The organism is Clostridioides sp. GD02404, assembly GCF_045898275.1.
Classification (GTDB): domain Bacteria; phylum Bacillota; class Clostridia; order Peptostreptococcales; family Peptostreptococcaceae; genus Clostridioides; species Clostridioides difficile_A.
In genome coordinates this window covers 49228-68910 of sequence record NZ_JBJOCA010000015.1, presented here as the reverse complement: position 1 = coordinate 68910, position 19683 = coordinate 49228, and the positions used below count along the sequence as shown (strand labels likewise).

Sequence of the window (19683 nt, the reverse complement as noted above, 5' to 3'; positions counted from 1 at the left end):
ATCAATTACCCCCAGTAGTTTTTTTCTTTAATTCTTCCAAAACAATCTTTGGAACCAAATTTTTTATATCAGCATCAAAGAGCAAAACCTCTTTTATCAAAGATGAGCTTATAAATGAGTATTTTGTACAGCTTGGTAAAATTATAGTCTCTATATTTGGATTAAGTTCTCTATTCATATGAGCCATTTGAAGTTCATAATCAACATCAGCACCACTTCTCACACCTCTAACTAGCGCTCCAATCCCATTTTCCTGACAGTAATTTATTAATAAACCATCAAAAGTGACAACTTTTATATTATTTAAATGGCTTGTACTTTTTTCTATAAGCTTTACTCTCTCATCAAAGCTAAATAGACCTTTTTTATTAGGATTATTTAATACTCCTATTTGTAATTCGTCAAATAACTTAGAAGCCCTGCAAATAATATCTAAATGTCCATTAGTAATTGGGTCAAAGCTTCCTGCAAATATAGCTTTTCTAGGTTTATTTTCCATATTATGCCTCCATCTTATAAAAAGTTAATGTAGTATTTCCATATTTCTTATCTCTAGTTTTTTCTAATTTACATATTTTGTCTGGAAACAAATCATTAGTATCATGTTCTACAACTATTATTCCATCTTCATTCAACAGATTAGAATTATCAATTTTTTCAATAGCTTCTATAAACATATTTTTATAATATGGAGGGTCCATAAAAATTATGTCAAATTTACTATTTTGTGATTTAAGCTTGTCTACAGCAGTTTTAAAATCTAGATTTAAAATAATGCTTTCATTTTCAACTCTTGCCTTTTTTATATTAGATTTAACAATATCTATGCTTTCCTTACTGATATCTACAAAAGTACATGCCTTGGCTCCTCTAGATAAACACTCTATTCCTAAAGAACCCGTCCCAGCAAATAAATCCAGAACTTCACTTTCCATTATATATGAATTTATTATATTAAATAGAGATTCTTTTACTCTATCTGTAGTTGGCCTTACATCTTCATTTTTTGGAGTATTTAGTTTTAATCCTCTCGCTTTTCCTGAAATTACTCTCAATATGACAATCTCCCTTCAGCACATTATTACATTAATAATATTTTAACATAATCTAAAATTAATTTAATGAAATTTCTTTCAATGTATCTTTAAATTTATCTATAATTTCTTTTTTAAGTGGCATATTTTCTTTCAATTGTAGATTATTATCTTCACCTAATATATATCTAGCTTCTTGTTGAGCTAACTTTAATATTTTTATATGTTTAAACAAGTTTGCTACTTTGAGTTCTGGAAGTCCATGTTGCCTTGTTCCAAAAAACTCGCCAGGCCCTCTTATTTCTAAATCCTTCTCTGAAATCTTAAAACCATCATTTGTCTCTTCCATTATAGCCATTCGTTGTCTGCATACCTCTGTTTTAGAATCATAAATTAGTACACAATACGATTTATGACTTCCTCTCCCAACTCGTCCTCTAAGCTGATGTAATTGTGCAAGTCCAAATCTCTCTGCATTTTCTATTATCATTAGTGTTGCATTTGGCACATTGACACCAACTTCTATAACTGTTGTTGATACTAAAATATCTATTTCTTTATTTTTAAAACGACCCATTACTTCGTCTTTTTCACTTGATTTCATTTTACCATGAAGCAAGCCAAGCCTTAAATCTTGGAAATATTCAGCTCTTAATTCCTCTACAAGTTCAACAGCTGATTTAGCTTCTATTGCTTCACTTTCTTCTACCAAAGGACATACAATATATACCTGTCTGCCTGCTTCAACCTCTCTTCTTACAAGGTTATTATAGGCTCTATCTCTTTTATTCTTTTCGATAGCAAGTGTTTCTATTGGTTGTCTCCCTGGTGGAAGTTCATCTATAATAGAAATATCTAAATCTCCATAAAGTATAAGTGCTAAAGTTCGAGGTATTGGTGTAGCTGTCATTACTAATATATCTGGATTTGCACCTTTCATTGAAAGCTTACTTCTTTGCATAACACCAAATCTATGTTGCTCATCTGTTATAACTAAACCAATATTGTTAAATTCAACCTTGTCTTCTATTAGTGCATGTGTTCCTATCAATATATCAATTTCATTATTTTTGATTTGTTCTAATACTGTATCCTTTTGTTTTTTTGTAAGGCTACCTATTAATAAGCCTACATTTATTCCAAAATCTTTCAGAGATTCAGTAAGAGAAATATAGTGTTGTCCTGCTAATATCTCTGTAGGTGCCATCAAAGCGCCTTGATATCCATTTAAAACGCAATTTGCAAGTGCCAAAAGGGCTACTACTGTCTTACCACTCCCTACGTCACCTTGAACTAACCTATTCATTATTTTATCCGAATCCATATCTTGTATAATTTCATCCAATGCTCGATTTTGAGCTTTAGTCAATTTAAATGGTAAAGAACTTATTATGTTTTTTAAATCTTTACTTATTTCAAATTTTATTCCATCTTCTTTATTTCTTCCACTTTTAAATACAAATAATCCAAGTTGTAGTATAAGTAATTCTTCAAATACAATTCTATATAAAGCTATTTTTAATGATTCTTTATTGCTTGGAAAATGTATATTTCTAACTGCAAAATCTATATTACATAGTCTATACTTCTCTATAATTCTCTTTGGCATATATTCTTGTATAATTAGTTCTTTATCTTCAAGTACTGTTCTAATTATACTCATAATTTCTTTATTTGTAACACCATATGTAAGCTGGTACACAGGCATAAATCTACACGTATTCTTAGGTGAATTAGTAAGATACTCTAACTCACATGATGTAAGCTCTAAACTATTAAATTTTTTCTTAACCTTACCAAAAACTAATATTGAATCACCTGGACGAAATGTATTTTTTATATAACTCTTGTTAAAAAACACCAATTTAGCTGAACCAGTCTCATCTTTTACATCAATCTTTGTCAATGTCATACCTTCTTTTGGACTAAACGTATTTATACTTGATATGACTGCTTTTATTGTAACTTTCTCATCATCCTCTAATTGTGCTATTTTCTTTAGATTATTTCTATCTTCAAACTGTCTTGGAAAATAATACAATAAGTCTTTTAAAGTAAATATTCCCAATTTATTCAGCTTATCAGCTTTTTTAGGTCCTATCCCCTTAACATATTGAACATCTTTATATAAATCCAACAAATATATCACCTACTACACAAAAATCCTGTACAACCAACTTTATAAAAGCTACTTGGTCATACAGGTTCTTATAATCATTATTCAACTGAAATTAAGTAATAATAAAGAGGTTGTCCTCCATAATATAATTCTACATCTACATCTTCAAACTTTTCTTCTAAAGAAGTACGTAGTTCATTTGCTTGAGATTCTGTAACATCTTCACCAAAGAATAATGTTATTATAGCAGTATCTTCATCAACCAACTTTTCAATAAGGTTTGATGTTACTTCATCCACATAATCTCCTGCTGATAATAAATTTCCTTCTGCAATTCCAATTATATTACCTTCTTTAACATCAATTTCATTCATTACTGTATCCCTAACAGCAAAAGTTACTTGACCTGATTTAACTGAGTTTAAAGCATCCATCATAGCTTCTTTATTCTCATCTTCACTTAACTCTCCATTAAATGTTACTAATGCAGCAAATCCTTGAGGTGTGTTTTTTGTAGGTATAACTATTATATTTTTCTCACTCAATTCTTTAGCTTGATTAGCAGCCATTATTATATTGCTGTTATTTGGGAAAATAAATATATTTTTAGCATTTATATTATTTATGGCATTCATAAAGTCTTCTGTGCTTGGATTCATAGTTTGACCACCTTCTATTATATGGTCAACTCCAAAGTCTTTAAATATATTTGCCAATCCTTCACCCATAGAAGTAGCTATAAACCCAAACTCTTTTTCTTCTTCTAAAGGTTCCTCTTCTTTTTCTTTCTTCTCTTCTACATCTAATAATGTATTTTCATGTTGTAACTTCATGTTTTCTATTTTTATAGTTAATAATTGACCATACTTTAGAGCTTCTTGAAGCACATTTCCTGGGTCATTAGTGTGTACATGTACCTTTATGACTCCATCGTCTCCAACTACTGCTAAGCTATCACCATAAGCCATCATTATATCTCTTATTTTAGTGTCTTCCACCTTAGAACTTTCTAGTATAAATTCTGTACAATAACAATATTTTATATCATCTGTACTAGTAGTACTCTTTGCAAAATCCATACTTGCTGAAGTATTAACATCCAAGTTAGCATTTTTTATTTCTATATCATTTCCCTTTATAGAAGCTAACATTCCTTCGTATATAAGTACAAGACCTTTTCCACCAGAGTCAACTACACCAGCATCTTTTAGATTTTTTAGAAGGTCTGGAGTTCTTTCTAATGAAGCATTAGATTCCTTTACAAGCATACTTAAAAACTTTACTATATCTTTTTCTTTTTTGGCAGCTTTTATTGCAAATTCGCCACTTTCTCTAACTACAGTAAGTATAGTTCCTTCAATTGGTTTTATGACAGCTTTATATGCTGTATCTGAACCATTTTTAAAAGCTTTTGCTAAATCATCTGTTGATAATTTACTTTTTCCTTCTATAGATTTAGCTATACCTCTTATTATTTGTGAAAGTATAACTCCTGAGTTTCCTCTAGCTCCCATTAAAGAACCTTTAGATAATGCCTTTCCTATGTCCGATATGTTATCAGTTTCCACTTTTGCTAATTCTTTTAAGGCATAAGATATAGTTAATGACATATTAGTCCCTGTATCTCCATCTGGTACAGGAAATACATTTAACTTGTCAACCAAATCTTTATTGTTTTGGAGATTGTTTGCACCTGAAATAAACATCTCTCTTAACCTTTTACCATCTATATACTGAATCATTTGTTTCCTCCTATGAAATTACTTAACTCTTATTCCTTGTACATTAATATCAATTCTAGTGACTCTTACACCAGTCATTTTTTCAACTACATATTTTACTCTATCTATTATATTATTGGCAACAGTAGATATATTTGTACCATATTGTATTATAACATAAAGTTCTATTGCTATGGCATCTTCTTCAACTTCTTCAACTCTAACACCTTTAGTAGCATTTTCGCCTTTTAATAACTCTACTATTCCTTTAGATTTATACGCTAAACCTACTAAACCATAACTTTCCATTGCAGCTCTATATATGACTTGAGCTATTACTTGATTATCTATTTCTATACTTCCATATTGATTCGTTACCTTTGCACTCATGGTTGACCCCCTTAAGCTTATTTTTATTAAAAATACTTCTTAATTTATTTTTTACTATTTTTACTTATTTATTATATAAAATTATAATCATATCATACTATAAATATGGTATAATTTAAACCTAGAAAAGTTTTTGGATAAAATTTCTTCTATAGTATATATATTCAAAGAAAAATAATAATTATTTTCCAAATATATTTACTTTATATAAAATTATATATATAATTTTATATGATAATAAGAAATTCTTCAATATGTGTAAGGCAAATATATATTTCTATTGCAAATTTTTGTTATTTATGATAATATAAATATGTTTTTAGTCTTTAAATAGTTATCATTTTAAGGAGGTGTGCATAGATGGCAAAAGTATGTAGCGTATGTGGTAAAGGTAAGGTTTCTGGAAACCAAGTATCACACTCAAATAAACATAATAAAAGAACATGGTCAGCTAACTTAAGAAGCGTAAGAGCGATTATAGATGGAGCTCCTAAGAGAGTAAAAGTTTGTACTAGATGTTTACGTTCTGGTAAGATTGAAAGAGCTTAGTAACCACGTTTAAAAGCCTACTTCCGTAAGTAGGCTTTTTAATTTAATCATTTTTACTCTTTCTCATGAATTTTAAGACTATATTTGAAATCCATTTTGGTAACTTTATTGTTACTACTTTCATCAATACTCACCCCACACTTTATAGTTAAAATTATTTTAACAAAAAAATAATAATGCTCCACATCCAATAAGTATTAATGCGGTAAGTGCTGACCAAATCCAGCCAGGAAGCAACATAGACAAAATTACAGCCATTCCTGTTGCCAGACATAGTATTCCTAGCAATACCTTAGACTTGTTATTTCTCATGGAACACCTCCACATAGAACTTGTATCTATAAATATTTTCATATTCAAGTTTATGCGATAGTTTTCCATTTTAGACCAACAAACATAATATGTAATTTTAATTTTTTATACTAGAATTATTACTCTCCTCTGATATAGATTCTATCATATCTAAAATACCTCTTTTTCTGCTTAATCTTTCAGGTCCACTATATAAAACCACTGGTATAACTTTGGGAAGTTTAAAATTCTTGTCTTCAATTTCTTCAAGACTCTTTTTCATAATAAAGCTTTTCCAAATTTGCTCTCTATATGATTTTAATCTTGGTACAATATCAGTATCCATTTCTGTTTGAAACTCCAGTACTATATAATGTGATACCTTATGATTTTTAGAAAAAACCTTATATATTATATCAACTTCCTTTCCTTTATATTCACATATAAAAGATGTTTCTAACTCTATATTTTTAAGAGTTAATTCTTTTGCTATTGAGACACTTGTAAAATTTTGAATCAAACTTAAAAAACTTTCTTTATCTGAATACATTCTTATATACTCTTCTCGTTTTTCGTTGCTTCTTTTTAAATTCATACAGTTCCTCCTAGATTACAGACTCTCTATATTTCAATAAAGAAAATCTATAAATATTATTTTTTTAATTTTCACTAGTGAGTATTGACACTTGTGTGTAAAATATCCAGTAAAGATATTTTTTTATATTTTTATTAAAAGATATGAATTTTTATATTTTAATATATTGACATTGACGTTGCGTAAAAGTGTATATTTAATTTATAGGAGGTATTACTCATGGAATATACAGTTCAAAAATTAAGCAAAATAGCTGGTATAAGCACTAGAACACTTAGATACTATGATGAAATTGAACTTCTTAAACCACTTAAAATAAATTCGTCAGGTTATCGTATATATGGTCAAAATGAAGTTAATAAACTACAACAGATACTTTTTTATAGAGAGTTAGGCATTAGCTTAGAAAATATAAAGAATATTATAAATTCACCAACTTTTGACAGTCTAAATGCATTAAAAGAACATCACAACAAGTTACTAGCTAAAAGAAAACAAATTGACTTGTTAATAGAAAATGTAAATAAAACTATAGCTTTAAGGGAGGGAAAATACAATATGACAGATATAGAAAAATTTGAAGGTTTTAAAGAAAAAATGATTGATGAAAATGAAAAAAATTATGGAACTGAAATTAGAGAAAAATATGGTAAGGATGCAGTAGATGCATCAAATAAAAAATTTAAAAATATGTCTAAACAAGATTATGAAGATTGGCAAAACTTAAGTATTGAAATAATTGCTAAACTCAAGAAAGCTTTTAAAACTGGTGATGCTTCTAATGAACTTTCTCAGGAAGTTGCAAGATTACATCATAAGTGGTTGAGTTACACTTGGAATACATATTCTAAGGAAGCTCATGCCTCTTTAGCGCAGATGTATGTATATGATGAACGCTTTACATCATACTATGATAAAGAACAGCCTGGGCTAGCAAAGTTTTTGAGAGATGCTATAGTAATATATACAAGAGATAATTAGTAAGTCACTCAATTCTACAGACCAAAAATGGTGAATCCTATATATTAGGATTCACCGTTTTTATTTTAACAAATTGTAATTATATTTTAATATTGTACTTATAAAAATTTACTTTAGTTTTTATTAAAAGTAATTGTAACTTTAAATAAATCACCATCCACACTTATATTCATCTTTCCACCCTGCAACTCTACAAAACTTTTTGCTATTGCTAGACCAAGTCCAGAGCCTTCTGTATTACGTGACTTATCCCCTCTTACAAATCTCTCCATTATATCATCTACACTAAAATCAATCTCAGTTGCAGACATATTCTTAAGCATAACAGTTACTTTATTATCTGTTTCTAAAATATCAATATACACTCTTGAGCTTGGCATTGCATACTTACTTATATTCATTATAAGATTTTCAAATACTCTAAATGTACGCTGACTATCCAGTGGTAATATTATCTTTTCACTAGAAAAATTATTTTTTAATATTAGAGATGAATCTGTAATTTTGTCATCTAATTCTAAAAGTGTCTGTTTCATTAGAGATACAATATCCACATTTACTATATTCAAATGTACATCTCCACTATTTACCTTACTTACTTCAAACAAATCTTCTATTAAATGTTGTAATCTTTGTGATTTTCTATCCAATGTATCAATGTACAATCTACGATTTTCTTCTGTTATATTTTCATCTTTTAATAAATCTATATAAGTAATTATAGATGTTAAAGGTGTTTTTAAGTCATGTGATACATTTGATATAAGCTCTGTTTTCATCTTTTGACTCTTAACTTCTTCATCAACAGCTTTTTTAAACCCCGTTTGAATATTTCCTAGTTCATCTTTTATAGGATTAAAAAATCCTAAATCTTTTTCCATATTTACTTCTAAGTTTCCATCTGAAATTTTCTTCGTAACATCTAAAAGTTGATTATATTCACATACTGTCTTTTTAGAATAATCAGATAGTACTTTAAATAAAACTATTGAGTAAATTATTGCTAGTATTATCCCAAAGAACCACATACTACACATTATAACTATAATTAATAAGTTTACTCCAAGAATTATAACTATAGTTTTATTTGGTTTTTCTTTCAAATCTATTGTTCTAATTTGATTAATAGCTTTTTTTCCTACTTTTTTAAACCATACAAGGAACATTCCTGTTATAGTACTCTTTACAAAATACTCTCTTATTCCAACATTTAAAATATGTTTTAAAAGTGTTATAAATACAAATATTATTGAGAATATTACAAACCAATAAGTTAGATTCATCAAGCTTACCAATATACTTGCCATTTTAGCACTTATATCATTATTTATTAGATACTCTACATAATTTCCATTCAAGGTACCACTTATTATTCCAGTTGGATATAAGTCTACAATCCCCTGTACAATAACAATAGCAATAAAAAGTATCTCTAATGGTATTTTTGACAATGTATCAAATCCCATTAATTCCTTAGATTTTCTATATGGGAATGCCAAAGCTACAATCACGACTATAGCTAATATAATTTTTAAAATCATTCCAGAAATTTTATAATAAGAATTATTTTCTACATTGTTTATATATGCACTTATATTATCACTGTTATAAATACTTCCATAACCATACTCTGTACTATCACCTTTGCTTATTACTTTAGGCACAGCATATACTACTGTTACATTTTTTATTGGTGTTAGTTTATATGAAATTGAATTTCCACCTAAATTGGTATTCATTAAATCTTCTCTTGCTTTAGATAGCAACATTTGGTTAATAACTTTTTGATTTACTCCATAAGAATCGACAACATTTACTTTTCCATCTTTATCAAAATTCATTGCAACATAAAATCTATAATTATCCTTTATATCCTTAAGCTTACTTTGTCTCTCTTCATTGCTCATTGTTGTATTTTTTTCCTGACTTTCATCAGAATTTTCTCCTGAACTATCATTCTTTGTTGTATCAAGAGCCCTTAATTCTTTATCTTCATTGAAAAGTTCGAAATTTTTTTCTTTATCAATCAAATAATATTTTAAATTTTTTCCTGAATTATTAATAAAAGACTCCCAACTTTCAAAGTTTTCATTAAAATCTGCATTAATACTATCATCTGTATAATAGCTTTCTGAACCATCATATAAGTTTTTTTCTTTACTTACATTTTTTATATAGTTTATAGTCTCTTCATTTATAAAAAGCTTTGATGGTTGTATCATTTTACCTTCTTGATCTTCTTTCATATTATGATATAAAACATAACTACCTTTATATATATCATCTACAAAACCTTCTTGTTCAAATGGATTCTTAGCTCCACCTTTAGCACCTGCTTGTATAGTAGAATATTGACTAATCATACCTAATGATGCTGATAACATGAGTATAAAAACTATAACAGTAACTATATATTTATCTTTAAATTTTTTCAATTTTGTATCCAACACCCCACACCACCTTCAAATATTTTGGATTTTTTGGGTCTATCTCTATTTTTTCCCTTATATTCCTAACATGTACCATGACTGTATCTGTATTTACAGCATTCTCATTCCAAACTCTTTCATATATTTCATCAGCAGAAAAAACTCTTCCTGCATTTCTCATAAGTAAACTTAGTATTTTAAATTCTATAGGAGTTGTTTTTATATATTTTCCATCAATACTAACTTCTTTTGTGTTTTCATTTAATTCTAATCCACCTATTACAAATACACTGTCACTAGTTTCTACACTTTGCTCTTTATCTCCAATCATGTTTAGATACTTAGTATATCTTCTAAGTTGTGAATTAACTCTAGCCAATAACTCTAATGGTTTAAAAGGCTTTGTCACATAATCATCTGCTCCTATGTTAAGTCCCATTATTTTATCAACTTCCTCTGATTTTGCAGATAACATTATTACTGGGAAATTATGATTTTCTCTAAGTTTCATTGTAAGTGTTATTCCATCCATTTTAGGCATCATTATATCAATTATAGCTAAATGTATTTCTTGGTCTTCTATAACTTTAAGCCCTTCCACTCCATTGTACCCCTTAAAAACATTATATCCTTGATTTAATAGATATATTTCTATAGCATCTGCTATTTCCTTCTCATCTTCTACCACCAAAATATTATATGAATTCATTTTAATCTCCTTTTATTAATTAGTTTGAAAGTTTTCTTTACATCTATGATTATACAATATGATAGAAGTTTTTCCATTTTTTTATAGATTTATATCTTTTGATTTCAGTTATTTGAACTTAATTCCCATTTTAAAAACCTCCCTCTAGCACAATTTAGTATTGCTTTATTTTGTTTATATACTTAATATTAAAGTTAAAAACTAAAGATATTATACATACTTTTCTAAAGATTTTCTAAAGATTTAAAGACGTTCAACATTAATATACACAAAAAAAGTAGCTCTTATTGTATTAATCAAATCAATGATTTGAAATATAATATCAATAAAATCTACTTTTTAACTTTTAACATACTTATTTTTACTTTAATTTATTTTTATAAAAATCATTATTTTTACTTTATAAATGTACATATTTCTTCTACTGGCTTTTTAGATGGGCTCTTTAGGTTGTCTTCTGGTACTCCAAGAGCTAACATTGCGCCTAAAAAATACTCTCCCTTTTCAAATCCAGTTTCTGCTTCTAAAATGGCTTCTATCTCATCTGCTGCATAGTTTTGACTTGTCAACCAACAAGAGCCATACCCTAATTCAATTGCTGATAATGTAAAGTTTTCAATTGCAGCACCTAAACTTTGCATACCTGGATTTCTTATAAATAACTTATCTATAGTCTCTTTAGGTGCATCTATAAGCTCTAATTCATAATATCCTGATGGATTATATACTTTTGTAAAAACTAATACTAAAACTGGAGCTTTTAAGTAGAATAATGTAAAGTTTGGTACAAACTTTCTAAATCTATTAGCTTTTTCTACTGATACTTTATCCATTTCTACAAGTATTTCTTGTTGTTTTTTAGTTATTACATCTGCGATTTTTTCCATTAAATCACGTCTCTTTATAACTACAAAATGCCAGTTTTGAATATTTTTCCCTGATGGAGCTGCTCCAGCTGCTTTTATCATTTTTAAAATATCTTCATCTGAAACATCTTCATTTTTAAATTTTCTTACACTTTGTCTTTTAAAAATAGTATCTTGTAATTCCATTTTTAAATCCCCCCATAACTTTTTTATTATATTAATATAATCTTTAAACTCACCTTATTTTAATATATCATGTTCTAATAAATCTTTAAATGAGTCTATAGAATATTCATATCCATCCACATTGCCAAATCCATATTTTGCATATATAAAAGGTATATTCACGAACTTAGCACTATTTGCATCACCTTGAGTGTCTCCAATATAAATTGGATTACTTAATTTATTTCTATCTATTATAAGCTTATTATTCTCACCTTTATGCAAACCAGTATTTCCAGGACATTCAAAATCTATAAAATACTGTTCTAATTTATGTGCTTTTAAAAAAGATTCTATATATCCAGCCTGACAATTACTTACTATGAATAATTTATATTTTTGGGATAACAATTTCAGAGTATCTTCTATATCGTCAAATAATTTAGCTCCATTTTCAGATAAATAGTCACATTCTTTTAAAGAACATTCATTCAATAAATTCTTTCTTTCTTCTTCATTTAGATTTGGAAATAAACGATTAGCTATTTCATCAAAAGAAAGACCCATAACACTTCTAAACAACTCTCTTGTGACATTTAAGTCTATATCTTCATGTTTATTTAAAACATCTTGCCAGACCTTGCATACTTCTTCAGTTGAATCCCATAATGTTCCATCTAAATCAAAAATAATACTATCTACCACAAAAAAATCCCCCTTATGTCCAAAATTTATCATATATTTATAATTATATACTAAAAAACAGATACAATCATAAATATATTTTACTTGATTGTATCTGCTTTGTAATATAAAATCAATTGTCAAAATCGATTTTTATAAATTTCTAACTACAAGTGCACACCCTTGCTCTACTTTAATTCTGCAAGAATCACTTAGCATAACATTTGACATTCCAATAGGCACAGAGTATTTCATATAATAGTTATCTAGAGGATATTCTAAACCAGTAAGTGTTACCCCTTTAGCATCTCCTTTTATAGCTATTACAGAAATAGTGTCACCTGCATTGCCATATAAGGTAATTTCCTCATTCATAACTATATACATTTCTTCTTTATCTGATAGTATTCTAGAATATATACCATCTTCTTTTAGATAGTATAATAGATTTACATTGGTAATTGTATGGTCAATCCTTCCACCTAAAGCTCCAAAAAAATCAATATGATTTGCTTTAAGAGTCTTAGCTAAGAAAAGACAAAGCTCTGTATCAGTCTCATCTTTCTTAGATGGAAATTTTTCAAATTTAACACCTTTGTTTCTATAGAAATCTACCTTTTCTTCTTCCACTGAATCTAAATCGCCTAATATATAATCTGGCATGATTTCCATTTTGTAGGCATGATTTGCCCCTCCATCTGCACATATTATATAGTCATAACATTCTTTAGTTATAATATCTCTTGTAATTTCGTAATCTTCAATTTTTCCATTTAAAATAATACATATTTTCATTATTAAATTTAAACCAATTCTTCAAGAGAAGCATTCTTTCTAAATAAATTAACTGTTTCTTGAATGTCATCACTTCCAAATATTGCAGAACCTGCTACTATTACATTAGCCCCTGCTTTTACAACTTCAGCCACATTTTTAGGGCTTATACCACCATCAACTTCTATATCGATGTTTAAGCCTTGATTATCTATAATAGCTTTTAACTCCTTAATTTTATCTAGAACACAAGGTATAAATGATTGACCTCCAAATCCAGGATTAACAGACATTAATAATACCATATCCAAATCAGGTAAAACATGCTTAATAGTATCTATTGGTGTAGCTGGATTAAGTACAACACCAGCTTTTATTCCATGTGATTTTATATTTTGTATAGTTCTATGTAGATGCACACAAGCTTCCTGATGAACAGTTATTATGTCACATCCTGCTTTTACAAACTCTTCAATATATTGGTCTGGATTTTCTATCATAAGATGAGCATCAAATACCATATTTATATTTTCTTTTTTTAAGCTTTTAACTACAAGTGGACCTAATGTAATGTTTGGTACAAAGTGTCCATCCATTACATCGATATGAAGATACTCACATCCTGCACTCTCTACCTTTCTTACATCTTCCAATAATTTCGCAAAATCTGCTGATAATATTGATGGTGCTAATTTAATCATACTTCTAATACCTCCTACTGTTATTTTGTCTTATTTCATTTAGTAGCTGTATATAACTATCATATCTTTCTTTAGATATTTCTCCATTTGCAACAGCTTCTTTTATAGCACAATTAGGTTCATTTTCGTGAATACATTTTGAACCAAACTTACAATCATTAAATTTATCAAATTCTATAAAATAATCTTTAAGCTCAACTTCTTCTATGTCTTCAAGTGCAAGCGAACTAAAACCTGGTGTATCTGCAACCATTCCACCAAATTCCAACTTTAAGAGTTCTGCATGGCGAGTAGTATGCTTTCCTCTTTTTATTTTATCACTTACTACTCCAGTTTGTAGTTTAAAGTTCGCATCTATTTCATTTAATAAGCTTGATTTTCCAACTCCAGATGGGCCTGCAAATACTACAACATTTTCCTTTAATTCTTCTTTTACTTTCTCTATATTTAACTTAGTAATATTACTTACTGGAATAACCTTATATCCACTAAGTTCATATATATTTTTAACAGTTTCTAACGTATCATTATCATCTAAATCTGCTTTTGTAAGGATTATTACAGTTTCTAAATTTTCTTTTTCTGCCAAAACTATAAATCTATCTAAAAGAGACAAGTTTGGTTTAGGATTTTTTATTGCAAATACTATTAATGCCTTATCCACGTTTGCTATAGGAGGTCTTATAAGTTCTGTATCTCTACTATCTATTTCTTCTAAAATACCTTTTTTTTCTTCTTCATCAACAATACTTATTTTTACTCTATCACCAACTAAAGGTGTTATTTTCTTCTTTCTAAAGATTCCTCTAGCCTTGCATTCATAAATACCATTATATGTATCTACATAATAAAATCCACTAATCCCCTTTATAATTTTTCCTTCTAGCATCAAATGCCTCCCTTTATAAAATTTATATAAACACATACTGTTCATTAGCAGTATATCGTGTTATTATTTCCTATTTTTATATAATACCACATTTTTTTTAAATAACAAATCCTCCATTTGGGCTAATTACCTGACCAGTGATAAAATTTGATTTATCTGATGCTAAGAAAATAGCACAATTTGCTATATCGTCTGGAGTACCTAGCCTCATTAATGGAGTTTCTTCTACAAGAACATTTATATCTTCACTATTATATTCAGATAGCATGTCAGTATTAATGACTCCTGGAGCTATACTATTTATCCTAATATTTGATGGTCCAACTTCTTTAGCTAATGCCTTTGTCATACCTATTATACCTGCTTTTGTTATAGAATAATGCACTTCACAAGAAGCACCTGATATTCCCCAAATCGAAGATATATTAATTATATTCCCTTTTTTTTCTGATATCATGTATTTTAAAGCCACTTGTGAACAATAAAAACATCCTTTTAAGTTAATATTCATCATCCTATCCCAGTCTTCATCAGTTATATCTGTAAATAACTTGTCTTGACTTATACCAGCATTATTTACAAGTACATCCAATCCACCAAATTCTTTTACACAGTAATCTATCATATTCTCTACTTCTACTCTATTTGAAACATCTGCTTTAAAAAGTTTTACATAGAAATTTTTTTCACTTAATTTAGTATATAACTCATTAGCTTCATCTTCTGACTTATTAAAATTTATTAATACATTATATCCTTCTTTTGCAAAAGCTTCAGACATAGCTTTACCAATACCTCTAGCTCCTCCTGTAATTAAAACTGTTTTATTTATCATAAATACTTTTCTCCTTTATTATAACCAATTTCATATTTTATACAAAACAAACTGCCTCTTTAAAGAAAATAGTTTCCATAAAAAGACAGCTCTTATTTTGCTAATGTTTATTCTGTTTTACCGATATTTCCGCCAGTTCCAGATGGAGTTTCTCCATTTCCTCCTGAACTTGAACCTCCTGAATTATCTCCACTATTTCCTGAGTTTGAGCCTCCTGAGTTATCTCCATTTCCGCCCGAATTTGAACCTCCTGAGTTATCTCCATTATCTCCTGAGTTACTGCCATTATTTCCTGAGTTTCCGCCACTATTTCCTGAGTTTGAGCCTCCTGAGTTACTACCATTATTTCCTGAATTTCCTCCACTGTTTCCTGAGTTTGAGCCTCCTGAGTTACTACCATTATTTCCTGAGTTTGAACCAGGTGTTTTTGTATCATCATCAGGTGTTGTTGGTGTTTTGTCTGGTGTTGTTGGTGTCTGTGTATTTGATTTTTCTGAGCCTTTACTCACATATAGGTTTATCTCATCACCCTCTTGAGCTCTTGATGAACTAGCTCCTGGACTTTGATTTAAAACTGTACCTTCTTTATATATTGAACTATACTCATACTTAACTGTTCCCACTTTTAAATTATTTTCTTCAATAAGTTGTTTTGCATTACTCAAAGTGAGTCCTACTACATTAGGAACAGAAGCTTGATTTGCACCTTTACTTACAACAACATTTATAGTATCACCCTTCTTAACATTTGTACTTCCTCCTTCAGGTGTTTGTGATATTATACAGTTTTCATCTACTTCACTACTATATTCTTCACTTTTTACACTTAAGGATAATCCTTCTTTTTCAACAGTACTTTGAGCTTCTTCTAAAGTCATATTTACAAGATTAGGAACACTTAAAGACTTATTCCCAAATCCTCCTGCAAATAAAAATTTATATGCTAAGAATACTTGAGCACATAATATCACTATTAAAATAGCAGCTATTACTTTTAATCTTTTTCTAGACTTTGGACTTTCCTGTTTTTTCTTCTTTTTCTTAGCCCTCTTACTTGGAGTATTCTTCGGTTTCTGATTCTTCTTAGCTCTCATTATCTCTTCCTCATCTTCATCTTCATCATCATCGTCTTCATAAAAATCATCGTAGTAATCATCATCTTCATCCAAATCAGCAACTTCAACAGGCTTGACTACTTTTTCGGGAGCTGGCTTTGCAAGTATTGGATTTACAACTTTATTAATTTCCTTTTCATCAATTTTCTTAGTTGCAAAATCATCATATTCTTTTATAAAATCTAAATCGATATTTTTTTCTATATACTCAATGTCTTCTATCAATTCCTCAGCAGATTGGTATCTATCTGCACTAGATTTTTCTGTAAGCTTTTTTATTGTAGTTCTTACACTTTGTGGAATCCTAACCTTTTCTTCTGATGTAAAATCTATATCATCATTAATATGTTGAAGAGCTATAGAAATTGGACTATCTCCTCTAAATGGAACTTTTCCTATCAACATTTCATATAAAACTATACCTAAAGAATACAAGTCAGCATTATTAGTTACAAATTTACCTTTGGCTTGTTCTGGTGAAAAATAATGTACTGAACCAATTATACTCCCAATATTGGTCATTGTTGAGTTTGAGACAGCTTTAGCTATACCAAAATCAGCTACTTTTACTACTCTTCCTTCATTGGATATGAGAATATTATGAGGTTTTATATCTCTATGTATAATCCCCTTTTTATGCGCAGCACTAAGTGCCATAGCTATTTGTTTTGTTATATCTAATGCAGTATATTCATCTAATGTACCTTCATCTTGTATAATCTCTTTTAAGTTCTTGCCATCAACAAACTCCATTACAATGTAGTGAACTTTTCCATCTTCACCAACATCATAAACATTTACTATATTTGGATGAGAAAGACTCGCTACTGCCTCTGCCTCTCTTTTAAATTTTGTTAAAAATTCATCATCATCAACAAATTCAGGTCTAAGTACCTTGAGCGCAACGGTCCTATTTAATAACCTGTCTTTAGCCTCATATACAAAGGCCATACCTCCATCACCAATCTTTCTGATGATTTCATATCGATTTCCTAAAATTGTATCTCCCACAATATCACCGTCCTAATTATACTTTTATCACTATAACCGAAACATTATCTTTACCAGAAACATCATTGGCCATACTTATCAATTCTTCACTTATATTACTAATTCTCTCATATTCATAATCTAATATTAAATCTCTTATATCTTCATCGTCAATAAACCCAGTTAATCCATCTGTTGCAAGAAGTATTATATCACTTTTTTTAATTTCTTTCTTAAAAATATCTACAACAACCATATCATCTGTTCCAATTGCTCTAGTTATTCTATTTCTTTGTGGATGTCTTCTTGCCTCCTCTTCTGTAATAACATGAGCCATCATAAGTTCTTCAACCACGGAATGGTCTATAGTTATTTTATCAAATTTTTCACCTGTTAACAAATAACATCTGCTATCTCCAACATTTGCCACATATAAGACATTATTATACACTATAGCTGTAACTAATGTAGTTCCCATTCCTTCAAACTCTATATCTTCCATAGATTTTTTGTGCACAATTGAGTTTACATTATTATAAGCCTGTTTTAATATATCATCTATATAGTCTATTTTTACATTATCATGTTGTAATAAGTTTTCTTTTAGAAAATCAATTATATTTTCTACTGCTAATTTACTGGCGACCTCTCCTTTTTTATGTCCGCCCATTCCATCAGCTATGGCAAATATTCCTATTGGACCATGTTCTGTATCTATAACTTCTCCCTCACAATAGTCTTCATTGTTTTTTCTTATTTTACCTATATGGGAGGCACAACTATAAACCATACGACTTCCTCCTTACAAATTACTTGTATTTTCTTCTCAATTGCCCACAAGCTCCACTAATATCAGAACCCATAGACATTCTAACTGTGGCAGGTATATTATTTTTCTCTAAACTATCCCTAAACTTATAAATAAATGCTTTATCAGGCTTTTCATATTCTCTTTCTTCAACTTTATTTATTGGAATTAAATTCACATGGCAAAGCATACCTTTTAGGAGCTTAGCTAATGCCCTTGCTTCTTGTTCTGAGTCATTTACTCCTTTTATAAGAGAATATTCAAATGTGACCCTTCTATTCGTCTTTTTTATATAATATCTACATGCATCCAATATTTCTTTAATAGAGTAAGCATTGGCTACAGGCATAATTTTTCGCCTTTCCTCGTCATATGGTGAATGAAGCGATAAAGCTAAATTTATAGCTATTTTTAAGTCTGCCAATTCATACATTTTAGGTACTATCCCACAAGTTGAAAGAGTTATGTGTCTATACCCTATATTAAGTCCATTTTTTTCATTAATTATCTTTAAAAATTGTTTTGTGTTTTCAAAATTATCAAGTGGCTCGCCACTTCCCATCAATACAAGATTTGATACTCTCTTTCCAGTATCTTCTTGAATTTTAATAACTTGGTCCAAAATCTCCCAAGGTTCTAAATTTCTAATCAATCCATCCATTGTAGATGCACAGAAATTACATCCCATTCTACAACCCACTTGATTAGAAACACAGACAGTAACCCTACTATCATAATCCATCATCACAGTTTCTATTATATTTCCATCATCTAATAAAAACAAATATTTTTTTGTACCATCTACTTTAGACTCTAATTTTAATTCTATATCTATATGTCCTATACATGAGACTTCCTCTAATTTATTTCTCAAACTTTTTGGTATATTATTCATATCATCAAAAGTTTTTGCACCCTTATATATCCAGGCAAATATTTGACTTCCTCTAAAAGGCTTTTCATCTATAGTTTTCATAAATTCTTTAAGTTCATCTTCAGTAAAATTTTTTAATACTACCTTTTTCTTTTCCATTATCT

At 29.0% G+C, this 19683-nt stretch carries 20 protein-coding genes; 2 read left to right on the top strand and 18 right to left on the bottom strand.

The features are described from left to right. Position 1 precedes the first annotated feature (1 nt). The 5 genes from coaD to Q3287_RS10750 all read right to left on the bottom strand — a co-directional run bounded on the left by coaD (position 2) and on the right by Q3287_RS10750 (position 5264). A complete protein-coding gene (gene coaD / locus Q3287_RS10770; protein ID WP_054271146.1) occupies positions 2–499 on the bottom strand; it encodes a pantetheine-phosphate adenylyltransferase in 498 nt (165 codons plus the stop codon). A 1-nt stretch (position 500) separates the two neighbouring features. Then, on the bottom strand, positions 501–1055 hold the full coding sequence (gene rsmD / locus Q3287_RS10765; RefSeq protein ID WP_054271147.1) for a 16S rRNA (guanine(966)-N(2))-methyltransferase RsmD: 555 nt from the start codon (positions 1053–1055) through the stop codon (positions 501–503). Positions 1056–1113: 58 nt separating this feature from the next. After that, positions 1114–3171: an ATP-dependent DNA helicase RecG gene (gene recG, locus Q3287_RS10760; RefSeq protein ID WP_407964060.1), complete on the bottom strand. Its 2058-nt coding sequence runs from the start codon at positions 3169–3171 to the stop codon at positions 1114–1116. A gap of 80 nt (positions 3172–3251) precedes the next feature. Next, positions 3252–4895, bottom strand: coding sequence for a DAK2 domain-containing protein (locus tag Q3287_RS10755; protein ID WP_054271148.1), 1644 nt, complete (start codon positions 4893–4895; stop codon positions 3252–3254). An 18-nt stretch (positions 4896–4913) separates the two neighbouring features. Then, complete coding sequence (locus Q3287_RS10750) at positions 4914–5264, bottom strand: Asp23/Gls24 family envelope stress response protein (protein ID WP_021385398.1); 351 nt, start codon at positions 5262–5264, stop codon at positions 4914–4916. A gap of 360 nt (positions 5265–5624) precedes the next feature. Between Q3287_RS10750 and rpmB the strand changes: the two genes are divergently transcribed. Next, a complete protein-coding gene (rpmB, locus tag Q3287_RS10745) occupies positions 5625–5813 on the top strand; it encodes a 50S ribosomal protein L28 (RefSeq protein WP_003416297.1) in 189 nt (62 codons plus the stop codon). 159 nt (positions 5814–5972) lie between these two features. On the opposite strand, the gene Q3287_RS10740 is transcribed toward rpmB, so the two are convergent. Then, positions 5973–6125, bottom strand: a complete 153-nt coding sequence (locus Q3287_RS10740) for a hypothetical protein (protein ID WP_009893656.1) — start codon at positions 6123–6125, stop codon at positions 5973–5975. A 97-nt stretch (positions 6126–6222) separates the two neighbouring features. Then, positions 6223–6699, bottom strand: a complete 477-nt coding sequence (locus Q3287_RS10735; RefSeq protein WP_219673209.1) for an Rpn family recombination-promoting nuclease/putative transposase — start codon at positions 6697–6699, stop codon at positions 6223–6225. Positions 6700–6918: 219 nt separating this feature from the next. On the opposite strand from Q3287_RS10735, the gene Q3287_RS10730 reads away from it, so the two are divergent. Next, complete coding sequence (locus tag Q3287_RS10730) at positions 6919–7680, top strand: MerR family transcriptional regulator (protein ID WP_054271150.1); 762 nt, start codon at positions 6919–6921, stop codon at positions 7678–7680. 113 nt (positions 7681–7793) lie between these two features. On the opposite strand, the gene Q3287_RS10725 is transcribed toward Q3287_RS10730, so the two are convergent. From Q3287_RS10725 to rlmN, 11 genes are all read right to left on the bottom strand, one after another. Next, on the bottom strand, positions 7794–10130 hold the full coding sequence (locus Q3287_RS10725) for a sensor histidine kinase (RefSeq protein WP_407964059.1): 2337 nt from the start codon (positions 10128–10130) through the stop codon (positions 7794–7796). Further along, positions 10102–10818 carry a response regulator transcription factor gene (locus tag Q3287_RS10720; protein ID WP_054277247.1) on the bottom strand — a complete coding sequence of 239 codons (717 nt, stop codon included), beginning with the start codon at positions 10816–10818 and terminating at the stop codon, positions 10102–10104. Before Q3287_RS10720 ends, Q3287_RS10725 begins: the two co-directional genes overlap by 29 nt. Positions 10819–11213: 395 nt before the next feature. Continuing rightward, positions 11214–11870, bottom strand: coding sequence for a nitroreductase family protein (locus tag Q3287_RS10715; RefSeq protein WP_054271153.1), 657 nt, complete (start codon positions 11868–11870; stop codon positions 11214–11216). 54 nt (positions 11871–11924) lie between these two features. Continuing rightward, on the bottom strand, positions 11925–12554 hold the full coding sequence (locus tag Q3287_RS10710; protein WP_074178477.1) for an HAD family hydrolase: 630 nt from the start codon (positions 12552–12554) through the stop codon (positions 11925–11927). Positions 12555–12686: 132 nt separating this feature from the next. After that, positions 12687–13328: a thiamine diphosphokinase gene (locus tag Q3287_RS10705; protein WP_407964058.1), complete on the bottom strand. Its 642-nt coding sequence runs from the start codon at positions 13326–13328 to the stop codon at positions 12687–12689. Between the two features lie 8 nt (positions 13329–13336). Continuing rightward, the gene (gene rpe / locus Q3287_RS10700) at positions 13337–14008 is read right to left on the bottom strand and encodes a ribulose-phosphate 3-epimerase (protein ID WP_054271155.1); all 672 of its coding nucleotides are present in this window, start codon (positions 14006–14008) and stop codon (positions 13337–13339) included. A 4-nt stretch (positions 14009–14012) separates the two neighbouring features. After that, positions 14013–14897: a ribosome small subunit-dependent GTPase A gene (gene rsgA, locus Q3287_RS10695; RefSeq protein ID WP_407964057.1), complete on the bottom strand. Its 885-nt coding sequence runs from the start codon at positions 14895–14897 to the stop codon at positions 14013–14015. 97 nt (positions 14898–14994) lie between these two features. Further along, the gene (gene ymfI / locus Q3287_RS10690; RefSeq protein WP_407964056.1) at positions 14995–15732 is read right to left on the bottom strand and encodes an elongation factor P 5-aminopentanone reductase; all 738 of its coding nucleotides are present in this window, start codon (positions 15730–15732) and stop codon (positions 14995–14997) included. 107 nt (positions 15733–15839) lie between these two features. Continuing rightward, positions 15840–17858 (bottom strand): PASTA domain-containing Ser/Thr kinase PrkC, encoded by a 2019-nt coding sequence (gene prkC / locus Q3287_RS10685; protein WP_054271158.1) that lies wholly within the window; start codon positions 17856–17858, stop codon positions 15840–15842. Between the two features lie 16 nt (positions 17859–17874). Beyond that, positions 17875–18627 (bottom strand): Stp1/IreP family PP2C-type Ser/Thr phosphatase, encoded by a 753-nt coding sequence (locus Q3287_RS10680; protein ID WP_054271159.1) that lies wholly within the window; start codon positions 18625–18627, stop codon positions 17875–17877. Positions 18628–18646: 19 nt separating this feature from the next. Beyond that, on the bottom strand, positions 18647–19678 hold the full coding sequence (gene rlmN / locus Q3287_RS10675; protein WP_054271289.1) for a 23S rRNA (adenine(2503)-C(2))-methyltransferase RlmN: 1032 nt from the start codon (positions 19676–19678) through the stop codon (positions 18647–18649). Positions 19679–19683: the final 5 nt, after the last annotated feature.